Source organism: Pseudonocardia xishanensis (genome assembly GCF_039541715.1).
Lineage (GTDB): Bacteria > Actinomycetota > Actinomycetes > Mycobacteriales > Pseudonocardiaceae > Pseudonocardia > Pseudonocardia xishanensis.
The window spans coordinates 209,446-223,331 of sequence record NZ_BAABGT010000032.1 but is presented as its reverse complement, the minus strand read 5'-3'; the positions used below and the strand labels follow the sequence as shown (position 1 = coordinate 223,331).

General features: G+C 74.0%; 12 protein-coding genes and 1 pseudogene. 9 read left to right on the top strand and 4 right to left on the bottom strand.

Annotation, left to right across the window (positions count from 1 at the left end; translation table 11 throughout):
- Together pntB and ABD993_RS14055 are read left to right on the top strand one after the other, a co-directional pair.
- Positions 1 to 1,407 (top strand): Re/Si-specific NAD(P)(+) transhydrogenase subunit beta, encoded by a 1,407-nt coding sequence (gene pntB, locus ABD993_RS14060; RefSeq protein WP_345417147.1) that lies wholly within the window; start codon positions 1 to 3, stop codon positions 1,405 to 1,407.
- Positions 1,407 to 1,622, top strand: a complete 216-nt coding sequence (locus ABD993_RS14055; RefSeq protein WP_345417144.1) for a hypothetical protein — start codon at positions 1,407 to 1,409, stop codon at positions 1,620 to 1,622. The genes pntB and ABD993_RS14055 overlap by 1 nt, the downstream gene beginning before the upstream one ends.
- On the opposite strand, the gene ABD993_RS14050 is transcribed toward ABD993_RS14055, so the two are convergent.
- The 4 genes from ABD993_RS14050 to ABD993_RS14035 all read right to left on the bottom strand — a co-directional run bounded on the left by ABD993_RS14050 (position 1,623) and on the right by ABD993_RS14035 (position 6,792).
- The gene (locus tag ABD993_RS14050; RefSeq protein ID WP_345417142.1) at positions 1,623 to 1,922 is read right to left on the bottom strand and encodes a hypothetical protein; all 300 of its coding nucleotides are present in this window, start codon (positions 1,920 to 1,922) and stop codon (positions 1,623 to 1,625) included.
- A 389-nt stretch (positions 1,923 to 2,311) separates the two neighbouring features.
- Positions 2,312 to 2,509: a hypothetical protein gene (locus tag ABD993_RS14045; protein ID WP_345417139.1), complete on the bottom strand. Its 198-nt coding sequence runs from the start codon at positions 2,507 to 2,509 to the stop codon at positions 2,312 to 2,314.
- Between the two features lie 126 nt (positions 2,510 to 2,635).
- Positions 2,636 to 5,848, bottom strand: a complete 3,213-nt coding sequence (icmF, locus tag ABD993_RS14040) for a fused isobutyryl-CoA mutase/GTPase IcmF (protein ID WP_345417136.1) — start codon at positions 5,846 to 5,848, stop codon at positions 2,636 to 2,638.
- Positions 5,849 to 5,928: 80 nt separating this feature from the next.
- Complete coding sequence (locus ABD993_RS14035) at positions 5,929 to 6,792, bottom strand: LysR family transcriptional regulator (RefSeq protein WP_345417133.1); 864 nt, start codon at positions 6,790 to 6,792, stop codon at positions 5,929 to 5,931.
- Between the two features lie 303 nt (positions 6,793 to 7,095).
- Between ABD993_RS14035 and ABD993_RS14030 the strand changes: the two genes are divergently transcribed.
- From ABD993_RS14030 to ABD993_RS13995, 7 genes and pseudogenes are all read left to right on the top strand, one after another.
- Positions 7,096 to 7,851 (top strand): alpha/beta hydrolase, encoded by a 756-nt coding sequence (locus ABD993_RS14030; protein WP_345417130.1) that lies wholly within the window; start codon positions 7,096 to 7,098, stop codon positions 7,849 to 7,851.
- A gap of 25 nt (positions 7,852 to 7,876) precedes the next feature.
- On the top strand, positions 7,877 to 9,688 hold the full coding sequence (locus ABD993_RS36715; RefSeq protein ID WP_425568990.1) for a rhodanese-like domain-containing protein: 1,812 nt from the start codon (positions 7,877 to 7,879) through the stop codon (positions 9,686 to 9,688).
- A 164-nt stretch (positions 9,689 to 9,852) separates the two neighbouring features.
- Complete coding sequence (locus ABD993_RS14015) at positions 9,853 to 10,014, top strand: hypothetical protein (protein WP_345417128.1); 162 nt, start codon at positions 9,853 to 9,855, stop codon at positions 10,012 to 10,014.
- Positions 10,015 to 10,175: 161 nt separating this feature from the next.
- Positions 10,176 to 10,643 (top strand): annotated as a pseudogene (locus ABD993_RS14010) (FAD-binding oxidoreductase); the annotation flags it as partial.
- Positions 10,625 to 11,419, top strand: coding sequence for an FAD-binding oxidoreductase (locus ABD993_RS14005; RefSeq protein WP_345417619.1), 795 nt, complete (start codon positions 10,625 to 10,627; stop codon positions 11,417 to 11,419). The pseudogene ABD993_RS14010 and the gene ABD993_RS14005, both read left to right, overlap by 19 nt.
- 108 nt (positions 11,420 to 11,527) lie before the next feature.
- Positions 11,528 to 12,727 carry an LLM class flavin-dependent oxidoreductase gene (locus tag ABD993_RS14000; RefSeq protein WP_345417126.1) on the top strand — a complete coding sequence of 400 codons (1,200 nt, stop codon included), beginning with the start codon at positions 11,528 to 11,530 and terminating at the stop codon, positions 12,725 to 12,727.
- The gene (locus ABD993_RS13995; protein WP_345417123.1) at positions 12,724 to 13,875 is read left to right on the top strand and encodes an acyl-CoA dehydrogenase family protein; all 1,152 of its coding nucleotides are present in this window, start codon (positions 12,724 to 12,726) and stop codon (positions 13,873 to 13,875) included. Before ABD993_RS14000 ends, ABD993_RS13995 begins: the two co-directional genes overlap by 4 nt.
- Positions 13,876 to 13,886 lie beyond the last annotated feature (11 nt).

Below are 13,886 nucleotides of genomic sequence, written 5' to 3'. Positions count from 1 at the left end.
ATGACTGCGAGTTCGTTGACGTTGGCGGCGTACCTGATCGCCGCCCTGTTGTTCGTGGTCAGCCTCGCGGGGCTGTCCCGGCACGAGACCGCCCGCGCCGGGGTCGGCTTCGGCATCGCCGGCATGGCGATCGCCCTGGTCACCGTCGTGGTCACCGCGGTGGCGGGGGCGAGCGCGCTCGGGGTCGTGCTGCTCGTGGTCGCGGTCGTGGTCGGCGGTGCCATCGGGCTCTGGCGGGCCCGGGTCGTGGAGATGACCGGCATGCCCGAGCTGATCGCGCTGATGCACAGCTTCGTCGGCCTGGCCGCGGTGCTGGTCGGCTGGAACGGCTACCTCGAGCCGGGCGCCCTGGACCCGTCGCTGGAGGGCATCCACCACGGCGAGGTCGTGGTCGGGGTGTTCATCGGCGCGGTGACGTTCACCGGGTCGATCATCGCCTACCTGAAGCTGTCGGCGAAGATCAAGTCTGCGCCGCTGACGCTGCCGGGCAAGAACGTGCTCAACCTCGGCGCCCTGGTGGCGTTCGTGGTGCTCACGGTGTTCTTCGTGCTCTCCCCGTCGCTCTGGCTGTTGGTCGCGGTGACCGTGCTGGCGCTGCTGCTGGGGTTGCACCTGGTGGCCTCGATCGGCGGCGGCGACATGCCCGTGGTGGTGTCGATGCTCAACAGCTACTCCGGCTGGGCCGCGGCCGCGTCGGGTTTCCTGCTGTCCAACGACCTGCTGATCATCACGGGCGCGCTCGTGGGGTCGTCCGGTGCCTACCTGTCCTACGTGATGTGCAAGGCGATGAACCGCTCGTTCATCTCCGTCATCGCGGGCGGGTTCGGTGCGCCGAGCGCGTCGGGCGGGGCGGAGGTGACCGGGGAGCACCGCGAGATCGACGCGGCCTCGGTCGCCGAGGCGCTGGCGGGCGCGAGCTCGGTGGTCATCACCCCCGGCTACGGCATGGCCGTCGCGCAGGCCCAGTACCCGGTCGCCGAGCTGACCCGCAAGCTGCGGGAGTCCGGCGTCGAGGTGCGGTTCGGGGTGCATCCGGTCGCCGGGCGGCTGCCCGGGCACATGAACGTGCTGCTCGCCGAGGCCCAGGTCCCGTACGACATCGTGCTGGAGATGGACGAGATCAACGACGACCTCGCGTCCACGGACGTCGTGCTGGTCATCGGGGCCAACGACACGGTCAACCCGGCCGCGTCGGAGGACCCGACCAGCCCGATCGCGGGCATGCCCGTGCTGCGGGTCTGGGAGGCCGGGCAGGTGATCGTGTTCAAGCGGTCCATGGCCGCGGGGTACGCGGGCGTGCAGAACCCGCTGTTCTTCCGGGAGAACACCTCGATGCTGTTCGGCGACGCCAAGGACCGCGTCGAGGACATCGTCGCGGCCCTGAAGACCGCGGCGCCTGCTCGGTAGTGGACCTCGAGCGGATTGTTCCCGGCCGGTCTGGACGACTGCGCCGCGGCCCGCGCGACCTGGACGCGGTGCGCCACCGGGTCCGGGACAACCGCAGCAACGAGTTCGGCTGGCACGGCTTCGAGAGCTGGGCCGCCGACGCCGCGCTGAGCCGAGGGTACGTCCGGGACGCCACGGCCTGGCTCGGGAAGGCCCTCGGGGTCCCGGCGCGCTGATCAGCGCCGGAGCAGGCGGCGCCGGTTCGCGCGGACCGTGCGGTGGATCGGCGCCAGCCCGTGGGCCAGGACGGCGGTGGGGGCGGTCACCGTCGCCACCGCCGCGGCGACCGTCGCGGCGGCGAAGGCGGAGGTCTTCTCGGTGACCATCCGCCGGGTCTCGTGCTTGCCCCGCGGCCCGCCGCGGGCGATCCGCACCAGCCGGGCACCGATCACCAACGGGACGGACCAGGTCATCTCGGCCGCCAGCCGGTAGGGCTCGACGAGGGTGGGGACGAGCGCGGGGCTGCGGGAGGGCATGGGTCGACCCTAGGCCCCGTGGACCGCTAACCGGTCGGGGCGGACCAGATGTGACACATACCCGGCGCGCGGCCGCTCACAGATGCCCCACGCCGGTCCGCAGCGCCTCCTCGACGGCCTCGTGCGGGCCCACGGTGCGACCACGACCACGGTCTCGCCCACGAGGGGCGCGGTCGACGAGTCCTCCGCGGTGGTGCTGCGGCTCGGTATCGGCGACGCGCTCACCCGGATCAGTGGCGTCCACCGCGCGGCGGTGGCGGTCATGATCCTGGGCGAGCGCACCTATCGGGAGGCGGCGGTGGAGCTGAACGTGCCCGTGGGGACCGTCGAGAGGCCGGATCCACGACGGCCCGCGCCACCCGGCGCCAACCCGGAGCCCGCGGCCGAGCTCATGCGGGGCGACGGGCCGCCGCGTCGATGCCGAGCATGGCCAGCAGCTCGTTGCAGTCCGCGAGGTCCGTGGCCTGTCCGGCGACGACGCGCGCGGCCTGCCAGTTCTGCGTTCTGCGCTGGGTGTCGTAGGCGTCCTGCGCGTCCGACCAGGCGAGGCCTGCGTCCGCGGGGTTGGTGTGCCGAACCGAGCTCATCGAATCTCCTCCGGTCGGCCGAGCGGACACGCGGTGTGGAGAGACCGCGCGCCGGCTGCCCACCGACTACCTGCGCAGCGACTGCTCCACGAGGTGCCGACAGGTGCCCGACCTGACACCCCCAGTCTACATGTTGCGTCGGTACTGGCCGCCGACCTCGAAGAACGCGTCGGTGAGCTGTCCGAGCGAGCAGACCCGGGCGGCCCTCATGAGCTCGTCGAACACGTTGCCCTCGCCGGTGGCGACGTCCTGCAGCCGCCGGATCGCCTGCTCGGCCTCGGACTTGTGCCGCGCCTGGAAGTCCGCGAGCCGGTCCAGCTGGGACTGCTTCTCCGCCTCGGTCCCGCGGGCGAGCTCGATCTCGACGGGCTCCTCGTCGGTCTCCTTGACGAAGGTGTTCACCCCGACGATCGGCAGCGTGCCGTCGTGCTTGCGGTGCTCGTAGAGCATCGACTCGTCCTGGATCCGGCCGCGCTGGTAGCCGGTCTCCATCGCGCCCAGCACCCCGCCGCGCTCGGCGATGCGGTCGAACTCCTGTAGCACGGCCTCCTCGACGAGGTCGGTCAGCTCGTCCACGACGAACGACCCCTGGAGCGGGTTCTCGTTCATCGACAGGCCCCACTCCTTGTTGATGATCATCTGGATGGCCATCGCGCGGCGCACCGAGGACTCGGTGGGGGTGGTGATCGCCTCGTCGTAGGCGTTGGTGTGCAACGAGTTCGCGTTGTCGTAGAGCGCGCAGAGCGCCTGCAGCGTGGTGCGGATGTCGTTGAAGTTCATCTCCTGCGCGTGCAGGGACCGCCCACTGGTCTGGACGTGGTACTTGAGCTTCTGCGACCGCTCGTTGGCGCCGTACTTCTCGCGCATCGCCACGGCCCAGATGCGCCGCGCGACCCGGCCGATCACGGTGTACTCGGCGTCCATGCCGTTGGAGAAGAAGAAGGACAGGTTCGGCGCGAAGTCGTCGATCGACATGCCGCGCGCGAGATAGCTCTCCACGAAGGTGAACCCGTTGGACAGCGTGAACGCGAGCTGGCTGATGGGGTTCGCCCCGGCCTCGGCGATGTGGTAGCCGGAGATCGAGACGGAGTAGAAGTTCCGCACCCGGTGGCGGATGAACCACTCCTGGATGTCCGCCATCATCCGCAGCGAGAACTCCGTGGAGAAGATGCAGGTGTTCTGCCCCTGGTCCTCCTTGAGGATGTCCGCCTGCACGGTGCCGCGCACGTTCGCGTAGGCGAACGCCGTCAGCTCCTCCAGCTCGGCGGTGTCCGGCGAGCGGCCCTCCTCCTCGCGGAAGCGGGCCACCTGCTGGTCCACCGCGGTGTTGAGGAAGAACGCGAGGATCGTCGGCGCCGGGCCGTTGATCGTCATGGACACGCTCGTGGTGGGGGAGCAGAGGTCGAAGCCCGCGTAGAGCTCCTTCATGTCGTCCAGCGTGGCGATGGAGACGCCGGACGTGCCGACCTTGCCCCAGATGTCGGGGCGGGTCGCCGGGTCGTGGCCGTAGAGGGTCACCGAGTCGAAGGCCGTCGAGAGCCGCTTGGCGTCCGAGTCCGCGCTCAGGAGCTTGAAGCGGCGGTTGGTGCGGAAGGGATCGCCCTCGCCCGCGAACATGCGGGCCGGGTCCTCGCCCTCCCGCTTGAACGGGAAGACCCCTGCGGTGAAGGGGAACCGGCCGGGCAGGTTCTCGTTGCGCAGGAAGCGCAGCAGCTCCGCGTCCTCGGTGTAGCGCGGCAGCGCCACTCGCGGGATCTTGGTGCCGGACAGCGTCTCCCGGGTCAGCTGCGTGCGCAGCTCCCTGTCCCGCACCTTCACGACGAGCTCGTCCCCGGAGTAGTCCTCGACCACCTGGGGCCAGGTGTCCAGCAGCTCCGCCGAGGAGCGGGCGAGATCCTGCTCGGCCTTCCCGAGCGCCTCGTCCAGTGCAGATCCGCCGGCGTCCCCGACGAGCTCGCGGGCGGTGCGCAGGTGCTGGCGCACGCGGGCCTTCGTGGCCTCGGAGACGGTCTCGGCGTGGTAGCCGCGGACGGTCTCGGCGATCTCGGCGAGGTAGCGGACGCGCTCGGGCGGGATCACCGCGGCGTACTCGGTGGAGGTCTTGCCGGAGACCTTCGGTAGGCGCCCGTCGTGCAGGGTCAGCCCGTCGGCGCTCAGCAGGGAGCAGAGCTCCTGGTAGAGCGCGGTGACGCCGTCGTCGTTGAAGGTGGCGGCGGAGGTGCCGAAGACCGGCATGTCCTCCCAGCCCTTGCCGAACTCCTCGCGGTTGCGCACGAGCTGGCGCCCGACGTCTCGCCGCGCGTCCTCGGCGCCGCGGCGCTCGAACTTGTTGATCGCGACGACGTCCGCGAAGTCCAGCATGTCGATCTTCTCGAGCTGCGACGCGGCGCCGAACTCCGGCGTCATCACGTACAGCGAGCGGTCGACGAACGGGACGATGCCCGCGTCACCCTGGCCGATGCCGGGGGTCTCCACGATGACCAGGTCGAACCCGGCCGACTTCAACACCGAGATGACGTCGCCCAGGTTCTCGGGGATCACGCCGTCGTTCCCGCGGGTGGCGAGCGAGCGGAAGTAGACCTGGTCGCCCTTGAGCGCGTTCATCCGGATCCGGTCGCCGAGCAGCGCGCCGCCGCCCTTGCGCCGGGTCGGGTCCACGGCCAGCACGGCGATCCGGAGCTTGTCCTCCTGGTCCAGGCGGAAGCGGCGGACCAGCTCGTCGGTCAGCGAGGACTTGCCGGAGCCGCCGGTGCCGGTGATGCCCAGGACCGGGACGTGCCGCTCGGGCGCGGACTCGAGCACCGAGGCGGGCAGCTTCCCGGCCTCGGCCACGGTGATCGCGCGGGCGAGGGTGGCCGTCTCGCCGGTGAAGAGCCCGTCGTAGCTGCTCGGGGGCTGCTCCGAGAGGTCCTGGTCGGTCTCCCGGATCATCAGGTTGATCATGCCGGGCAGGCCGAGGCGCTGGCCGTCGTCGGGGGAGAAGATGCGGGAGACGCCGCGGCTGTGCAGCAGCTCGATCTCCTCGGCCACGATGACACCGCCGCCACCGCCGTAGACCTTGATGTGCCCCGCGCCGCGCTCACGCAGCAGCTCCACGAGGTACGAGAAGTACTCGACGTGCCCGCCCTGGTACGAGCTGATCGCGATGCCCTGTGCGTCCTCCTGGACGGCCGCGGTGACGACCTCGTCCACGGACCGGTTGTGCCCCAGGTGGATCACCTCGGCACCCTGCCGCTGCAGGATGCGCCGCATGATGTTGATCGCGGCGTCGTGCCCGTCGAACAGGCTCGCCGCAGTGACGAAGCGGATGGGGTTCTTGGGCACGTAGAGCTCAGCCACGGATCCTCCTGCACAGCGATGGACGCCTTTAGTATGACGTCCTACTATCGGAGGGGCAAGCGAGCTCGCTGTGACCTCGGTCAGAGATCGGTGACGGGGGTCAGGACGGCGTCCAGGGCCTTCGCGGCGGTGTCCAGGAGGCGGGGGTCGGAACCGGGGCGGACCCGCAGGTGCAGCTGCTCGGGTGCGACCGGCGGCAGGTCGGTGCGGGCCTGCAGGCCCTCCGGCACGGCGCCGGTCCCGGCGAGCAGGGCCACGCCGAGGCCGCCGCGGGCGGCGTTGAGCACGCCGGCGAGATAGGCGGCCTCCCCGACGACGGTGGCGGCCAACCCGTTGTCCGACAAGGTCTGCAGCGCGCGGCGGCGGATGGTGCAGGGGCTGTCGATCACGACCAGCGGGATCGGGGCGTCCCCGGGCGGGCGGCGCCAGCCGGGGGCGGCGTACCAGGTCAGCGGCACCGCGCCGACGGAGATGCTGTCCGCGTCCACCACGTCGCCGATGTACATGGCGAGGTCGAGGGTGCCGCGGTCCACGGCGTCGTTCAGCCTGCTGGAGCGGTCCAGCCGGAACCGGACGGCCGTGCCGGGGAACACCTCCTGCAGCGCCGCCATGACCCGGGGGAGCAGCTCGTCCGCGGCGTGCTCGGTGGAGCCCAGGACCAGCGAGTCCCGCGGATCCCCGACGCCGAGCCTGCCCAGCGCGGCGTCGTGCGCCGCGAGGATCCGGCGTGCCTCACCGACCAGCGCCTCGCCCTCCGCGGTGAACCGGCTCCGCCTGCCCTCGCGCCGGACGAGCGGGCGGCCGACGGTCTTCTCCAGCCGCCGCAGGTGCTGGCTGACGGCGGACTGGGACAGGTTCAGGGCCTCGGCGGCGCGGTGGAAGCCGCCGCAGTCGGCCACGGCCACCACGCTGCGGAGCGCGACGATGTCCAGGACGGCGGGCATGGATCGACGATACGGCGCACCGATCGCGTTCCCTGATCGTTTGTGATGAACATTCGTCGTTGGACAGCGCGGCCGCGGTCGTCTTGACTCGCCGGGTGGCCCGCCCCGTCCTCCCGACCGCCGTCCGGCGGACTCCGGTGTGCGCGCGCCCGCTGACGCAGCGCCGGGTCATCGACCACGGCACCGTCTTCTCCGCGGCCTGTCGCTGAGCTCCCGCCGCCCGCGCGGCGCCCTCCCGCCCGCAGTCCGTTCCCCCGTGCGCGACGTCGTCCGCGCACGTCGTCTCGAGAGAGGTGATCCCGCATGACCGTCGCGGGTGCAGTCCCGGTCGTCGCGTCCTGGTCCGAGCCGGAGGGCCTGAAGCCCCGCGGCACCGTCGTCGTGGTGCCGGGGCGCGGCGAGCACGCGGGCGTCTACGAGCGCCTCGGCAGGCGGCTGGCCGCGGACGCCTACCGCGTGTGGGCGGTCTCCGACCCCACCGTCGACGAAGCGCGCACGCGGGCGCAGGTCCGGGCGCTGCTGGAGACCGCCCCGTCGGACGAGCCGGGCGAGGCGGGGCCGCCGCCGCGGGTGCTCGTCGGCTCGGACACCGGGGCCCTGTTCGCCGCGCTGCTCGCCGCGGAGGCCACCCCCGGGATCGACGGGCTGGTGCTCGCCGGCCTCCCGACCGGCCGGGACCGCTCGACCGCGGACTGGGCGGACGAGCTGGTCCTGCGGACCTCGTGCCCCACCCACCGCGGCAGGCTCACCGCGGACGACGGGGTGCGCCGCGGCGCGCTGTCCGCCGCGGTCCCCACGGCCTGGCTGGACGGCGCGCAGCCCGCCTCGATCGCGGTGCCGGTCCTGGGCCTGCACGGCGCGGCGGACGCGCTGAGCCCGCTGGACGCCGTCCGGAGCTGGTACGCCGAGCTGCCCAGGGGTGAGCTGGTGAGCATCGCGGGCGGCGTGCACGACGCGCTCAACGACGCCACCCACCGCACGGCCGCGGCCACCGCGATCCTGTTCCTGGAGCGGCTGCGGCTGGGCGAGGGCCCGATCGCGCACACCGAGATGCTGTGATGGGCATCCGCGGAAGGGGAGGGCGATGACCCGCTACGTCGTGATCGGTGCCGGGGCGGTCGGCGGCACACTGGCCGCCGAGCTGCACCTGGCGGGCCTGTCCACCCTGCTGGTGGCCCGCGGCGCCCACCTGGAGGCGCTGCGCGGCGGCCTGCGCTACGTCCGCCCGGACGGCGAGCAGCGGATCGACGTGCCGGTCGCCGCGCCGGACGAGGTGGCGCTGGATCCGGAGGACGTGCTCGTCCTGGCCCCGAAGGCGCAGGACGCCGAGGCCGCGCTCGCCGACTGGGCCTGGCGCCCGGTGGGGGAGCGGACCGCGGCGGAGGTCCTCCCGGTGATCACCCTGCAGAACGGGCTGGATGCCGAGCGGGTCGCGCTGCGCCGGTTCGCCACCGTCTACGGGGCCGTGTCCTGGTCGCCCGCGACCTACGTGACCCCCGGGGAGATCGAGTCCCCCGGCGCGCCCGCGGTGGGCGTGCTGTGGCTGGGCCGCTACCCGGCGGGCCGGGACGAGCGGGCCGAGTCGATCGCCGCGGACCTGCGCAAGGCGCGACACCTCGCCGAGGTCGTGGAGGACGTCCCGCGGTGGAAGGCGGGCAAGCTCCCGGCCATCCTCGGCAACGCCCTCGAGGCGCTCTACCCGGCGGGCCCGCTGCGCGAGCGCGCCGCGGCGGCGGTCCGGGCCGAGGCCCGCGCGGTCTACGCGGCCGCCGGGGTGTCGGCGGCGGACCTGCGGGCGGAGACCGAGCTGGACCTGACCCGGTTCGCCGTCGAGCCCCTCCCCGGCCGGGCGCCGACCGGCCGCTCGACCTGGCAGAGCGTCATCCGGGGAGTGTCGCCGGAGACGGACTTCCTCAACGGCGAGATCGCGCTCCTCGCCCGGCTGCACGGCACCGCGGCCCCGCGCAACGCCGCGGTCCAGGCCCGGCTGCAGCGCGCGGTCGGCGCGGGCTCGCCCGTCGGCTCGCTGGACGAGGCCGACCTGCGTGCGGTCCTGCCCGACCTGGACGTCCTGGTCGACCCCGCGGGTCTGGCCGCCGAGCTGGCGGGCCCGACGCCGCCCGTGCTGCTGGACGTCCGGTGGGCGCTCGGGGACCCGCACGGCCGCGAGCACCACCGCGAGGGCCACCTGCCCGGCGCGGTCTACGTGGACCTGGACGCCGAGCTGGCCGCGCACACCGACGACCCGACGGACGGCCGCCATCCGCTGCCCGCGGTGGCGGACCTGCAGGCCGCGGCCCGCCGCTGGGGGGTGCGCGCGGACCGACCCGTCGTCGTCTACGACGCCTCGGGCGGGCTCGCCGCGGGCCGCGCGTGGTGGCTGCTGCGCTGGGCCGGGCACCCGGACGTCCGGCTGCTCGACGGCGGCCTGGCCGCGTGGACGGCACAGCACGGCCCGCTGGAGTCGGGTCCGGTGCCGGATCCCGAGCCCGGGGACGTCGTGCTGAGCCCCGGCCACCTGCCGACCCTGGACGCGGACGCCGCCGCCGACCTGGCCCGCACCGGGCTGCTGCTCGACGCCCGGGCCTCGGAGCGGTACCGCGGTGAGGTCGAGCCGATCGACCCGCGGGCCGGGCACGTCCCGGGCGCGGTCAGCGCGCCGACCGGAGAGAACCTCGCCGCCGACGGCCGCTTCCGCGCGGACCTGCGGGAGCGCTTCGCCGCCCTGGGCGCCGCCGAGGGACCCGTGGGCGTCTACTGCGGCTCCGGGGTCACCGCGGCGCACCAGGTCGCGGCCCTGGCCGCCGCCGGGATCACCGCGGCGCTGTTCCCGGGATCCTGGTCGGCCTGGTCCTCGGACCCGGATCGACCCGTCGCCACGGGCGCGGAGCCGTGAGCGTGCCGATGGTCGACTCCGCAGGCTCCGTCTCCGTGCGGATGGTCGACTCCGCAGGCTCCGTCTCCGTGCGGATGGTCGACTCCGCAGGCTCCGTCTCCGTGACTGATCACGCCACGCGATCGGTACCGATCCCGTTTCGTCCTTTGACCCGGGCGGCACCCGTGAGCTTGACTCTGCGTGTGCCGCACCAGATCCCGACCCCCCGCCCGGGCGACCGCCCGGCCCGGGTGACGTCGCCCTGCGTGCACGTCGGCGTCGACCTCACCCAGCGCCGGGTGATCGACCACGGCACGGTCACCTCCACCGGCTGTCGCTCCTGCTGAGCCCCGGCGCGCCCGCGTCCGTCCCCGGACCGGCCCGCCGCCCCGCTGAGATCTGACGCGCGCCCCGCACCGGGGCCCGCCTCGCCCGGCCCGCGTCCACGCGGCGCCGCCGCTCCGCCGTGCCCTGCGCGGCGTCGGGCGGACGATCCGGAAGCAGAGCGATGAACAACCCCACCCTGTCGGCGCCCCCGGCCCTCGCCGGCTGGACGACCGATCCCGCCGTCCTGGCGGCCCACCGGCTCGACCGGTCCGGGTTCGATCCCGGCGGCGGCCCGGCGGCCGTCGTGGTCGCCGAGTCCGTCGCGGACGTCTCGGCGACCCTGCGCCACGCGCACGCCTCCGGCACCCCGGTCGTGGTGCGCGGCGCGGGCAGCGGCCTGTCCGGCGGGGCGGTGGCGGGTGAGGGCAGCCTGGTCCTCGACCTGACCCGGCTGGACCGGATCCTCGAGGTCTCCGCGGCGGACGAGCTCGCGGTCGTCGAGGCCGGGGTCGTGACCGCGGACCTGGACGCCGCCGCGGCCGCGCACGGCCTGCGCTACGCCCCGGACCCGGCCAGCGCGGCCATCTCGACCATCGGCGGGAACATCGCCACGAACGCGGGCGGGCTGCGCTGCGCGAAGTACGGCGTCACCCGGGACTCGGTGTTGGGCCTGGACGTCGTGCTGGCGGACGGGCGGCGCGTCGCGACCGGGCGGCGGACCGTCAAGGGCGTGGCGGGCTACGACCTGACCAGCCTGTTCGTCGGGTCCGAGGGCACCCTCGGGGTCATCGTCGGCGCGACCGTGCGGCTGCGCCCGATCCCGGTCCGCACCGCCACCCTGGCGGCCTGGTTCGCCGACTTCGAGACGGCCGCCGCCGCGGCGGAGCGTTCCTGCTGGTCCAGACGGACGGGTTCGGCGCGGACGCGGAGATCGACGCCGTCCGCGCGGTCGTCGAGCCCCTCGCCGAGCGGATCGACCTCGCGACGGACCCCGAGCGGGCCGAGCTCCTGCTGGCCACCCGCCGGGCCGCCCTGCCCGCACTGGAGCGGCTGGGCCGGGTGCTGGTGGAGGACGTCGCCGTGCCGCGGTCCCGGCTGCCCGAGGCGGTCGCGGCGATCACCGCGATCGCTCGGCGCAGCGGCATCCGGATCGCCACCATGGCGCACGCCGGGGACGGCAACCTGCACCCGATCCTCGTCCTCGAGCCGGGCCGCGCGCTGGACGAGCACGTGTGGGCCACCGCGGGCGAGGTGTTCACCACCGCGCTGCGCCTCGGGGGGACCCTCACCGGCGAGCACGGCGTCGGCCTGCTCAAGCGCCGCTGGCTGGCCGCCGAGCTCGGCGCGGACGTGCTCGCTCTGCAACGGGACCTCAAGGCGGTCTTCGACCCCGCCCGGGTGCTCAACCCGGGCAAGGCGTTGTGAACGCCGCCCGCTGTCGGCCCTGACCCGGCCACCCCTCCCCGGGCGCCCACCGGCGTGCGCCCTGCCGATTCGTGCCGCCCGTCCGCGCACCACCCCAGGAGACCCACCATGAGCCCGTCCATCCCCGACACCGCGTCCCGCCGGGTCGAGTTCATCAGCCTGTCGCACCTCAACCCGTCGACGGAGCTGGAGCCGGTCGCGTCCCGCGGCATCGACCTCCCGTACTTCCGCCGCTACGTCCGGACCCTGGAGGAGGCGGGCTACGACTACACCCTGCTGCCCTACGGCTCCGGCAGCGCCGACTCGTTCGTCGTCGCCTCGGCGGTGGGCCAGCTGACCGAGCGGATCCGGCCGATCGTCGCGGTCCGGCCCAACACCGCGTTCCCGCTGGTCGTGGCTCAGCAGCTCGCCACACTGGACCAGCTCACCGAGGGCCGCGCCGTCGTCCACCTGATCAGCGGCGGCAACGACGCCGAGCAGGCCCGCCAGGGCGACTACCTGCCCAAGGCGAAGCGCTACGCGCGGACCAGCGAGTTCGTCGACCTGCTCCGCCGGGCGTGGACCGAGGAGCAGGCCTTCTCCCACGCGGGCGAGTTCTACCGCTTCGACGACTTCGGCCCGGGCTTCCGGCCCTATGGCGACACCATCCCGATCTCGATCGGCGGCCAGTCGGACGAGGCGTTCGAGATCGGCGGCAGGCAGGCGGACGTCTTCAGCTTCTGGGGTGAGCCGCTCGCGGACATCCGCGCCCAGATCGAGCGCGTGCACGCGATCGCGGACGCCGCCGGTCGACCGCGGCCGCGGATCTGGGTCACCTTCCGCCCGATCGTCGACCGCACGGACGAGCTGGCCTGGCGCAAGGCCTACGAGTACGCGGAGCAGATCGGCCGGACCTTCGAGCGGGCCGCATACGGCAAGCAGTACCTGGTCGGCAAGGGCACGCCGCAGAACGTCGGGTCGCAGCGGGCGCTGGAGTTCGCCGCCCGTTCCGAGGTCTACGACCGGGCGCTGTGGACCCGGACCGCCGCCGTCACGAACGCGGGGGGCGCGTCGACCGCGCTGGTCGGCACGCCGGAGACGGTCGCGGCCGCGATCGTCGACTACATCGACGTCGGCGCCGACCTGGTCTCGATCCGCGGCTACGACACCCTCGCCGACGCCCGCGAGTACGGCCGCACGGTGCTGCCCCTGGTCCGCCAGGAGCTGGCGCACCGCGAGGCCACCGGGCAGCGCGGCAGCCTGCAGGCCGAGCACCCGGGCGCCTTCGCCCCGGGCTTCGACGCCGACGCGCTGGCGGGTGTGCGATGACGATCGCCGTCCAGGCGCTCCCGGTGCCCGACCTCACCGACGAGGCGTTGGCCGCGGTGACCGCCGAGGTCGCCGAGACCGCGGAGGAGTACGACCGCAGCGGCGCGATCCCGGTGGCCGGGCTCGAGGCCGCCCACCGCGCCGGGCTGCTGACCGCGACCGTCGCCGAGCGCTTCGGCGGCCCCGCGGTCAGCCCGCTCGATGCGGTGCGGATCCTCGTCGCGCTGGGGGAGGGGGACCCGTCGGTCGCGCTGCTCGCCGCGAACACCCTGGCCATCCACCAGAGCCAGGGCGCAGCCGGGCACTGGCCCGAGGCGGCCTACGGGGACCTGGTGCGGCGCAGCCTCGCAGGCCCTGCCCTCGCGAACGCGATCCGCGCCGAGCCGGAGCTCGGCGCCCCCGCCCGCGGCGGCCTGCCGAGGACCGCCGTGCGACGCGGGGCGGACGGCTGGATCCTCAACGGCCACAAGGCCTACGCCACCGGCGGGTCCGCGCTGGCGTACCACGTCGTGTGGGTCGTGACGGACGACGACCGGGTCGGTCACCTCCTCGTCCCCGGCGACTCCCCGGGCATCGGCTGGATCGACACCTGGGACCATCTGGGCCTCCGGGCGTCGAACACCCACGATGTCGTCTACGACGAGGTCCGGGTGCCCCTGGAGAACTTCGTCGAGATCCCCCGCGGGCCGGACGGGGTGTACCGCGACCCGGCCGCCGCGACCGGCCTCACGAGCTTCGGCCACCCCGCGCTGTACGTCGGCGTGGCCCGCGCGGCGCGCGCCGCGTTCGTCCGCTACGCCCGCGAGCGGATCCCGACGGCGCTCGGCCGCCCGATCGCCGAGACCGAGCGGATCCAGTCCGTAGCGGGGGAGATCGACGCGCAGGTCGCCCAGGCCGAGACCCTCCTGCACGGCGCCCTGCTGCGGACAGACACCGCCCACCTGGCGCAGCTGTCGCTGCTCAAGGTGCAGATCGCCCGCTCGGCCGTCACCGCGGTGCAGACCGCCGTGGCCGCGCTCGGCAACCCGGCACTCACCCGTCACCTGCCCTTCGAACGGCACCTGCGCGACGTCCTCTGCGTCCGCGTCCACCCGCCGCAGGAGGACGCCGCCCTCCTGGCCGCGGGCCGCGGCCTGCTCGCCCCCTGATCGACACGTCC

Coding starts and splice junctions, on each gene's coding strand:
- pntB (WP_345417147.1), top strand. CDS start 1: ATGACTGCGAGTTCGTTGACGTTGGCGGCGTACCTGATCGCCGCCCTG.
- ABD993_RS14050 (WP_345417142.1), bottom strand. CDS start 1,922: ATGCCCTCCCGCAGCCCCGCGCTCGTCCCCACCCTCGTCGAGCCCTAC.
- ABD993_RS14045 (WP_345417139.1), bottom strand. CDS start 2,509: ATGAGCTCGGTTCGGCACACCAACCCCGCGGACGCAGGCCTCGCCTGG.
- ABD993_RS14035 (WP_345417133.1), bottom strand. CDS start 6,792: ATGCCCGCCGTCCTGGACATCGTCGCGCTCCGCAGCGTGGTGGCCGTG.
- ABD993_RS14030 (WP_345417130.1), top strand. CDS start 7,096: ATGACCGTCGCGGGTGCAGTCCCGGTCGTCGCGTCCTGGTCCGAGCCG.
- ABD993_RS36715 (WP_425568990.1), top strand. CDS start 7,877: ATGACCCGCTACGTCGTGATCGGTGCCGGGGCGGTCGGCGGCACACTG.
- ABD993_RS14000 (WP_345417126.1), top strand. CDS start 11,528: ATGAGCCCGTCCATCCCCGACACCGCGTCCCGCCGGGTCGAGTTCATC.
- ABD993_RS13995 (WP_345417123.1), top strand. CDS start 12,724: ATGACGATCGCCGTCCAGGCGCTCCCGGTGCCCGACCTCACCGACGAG.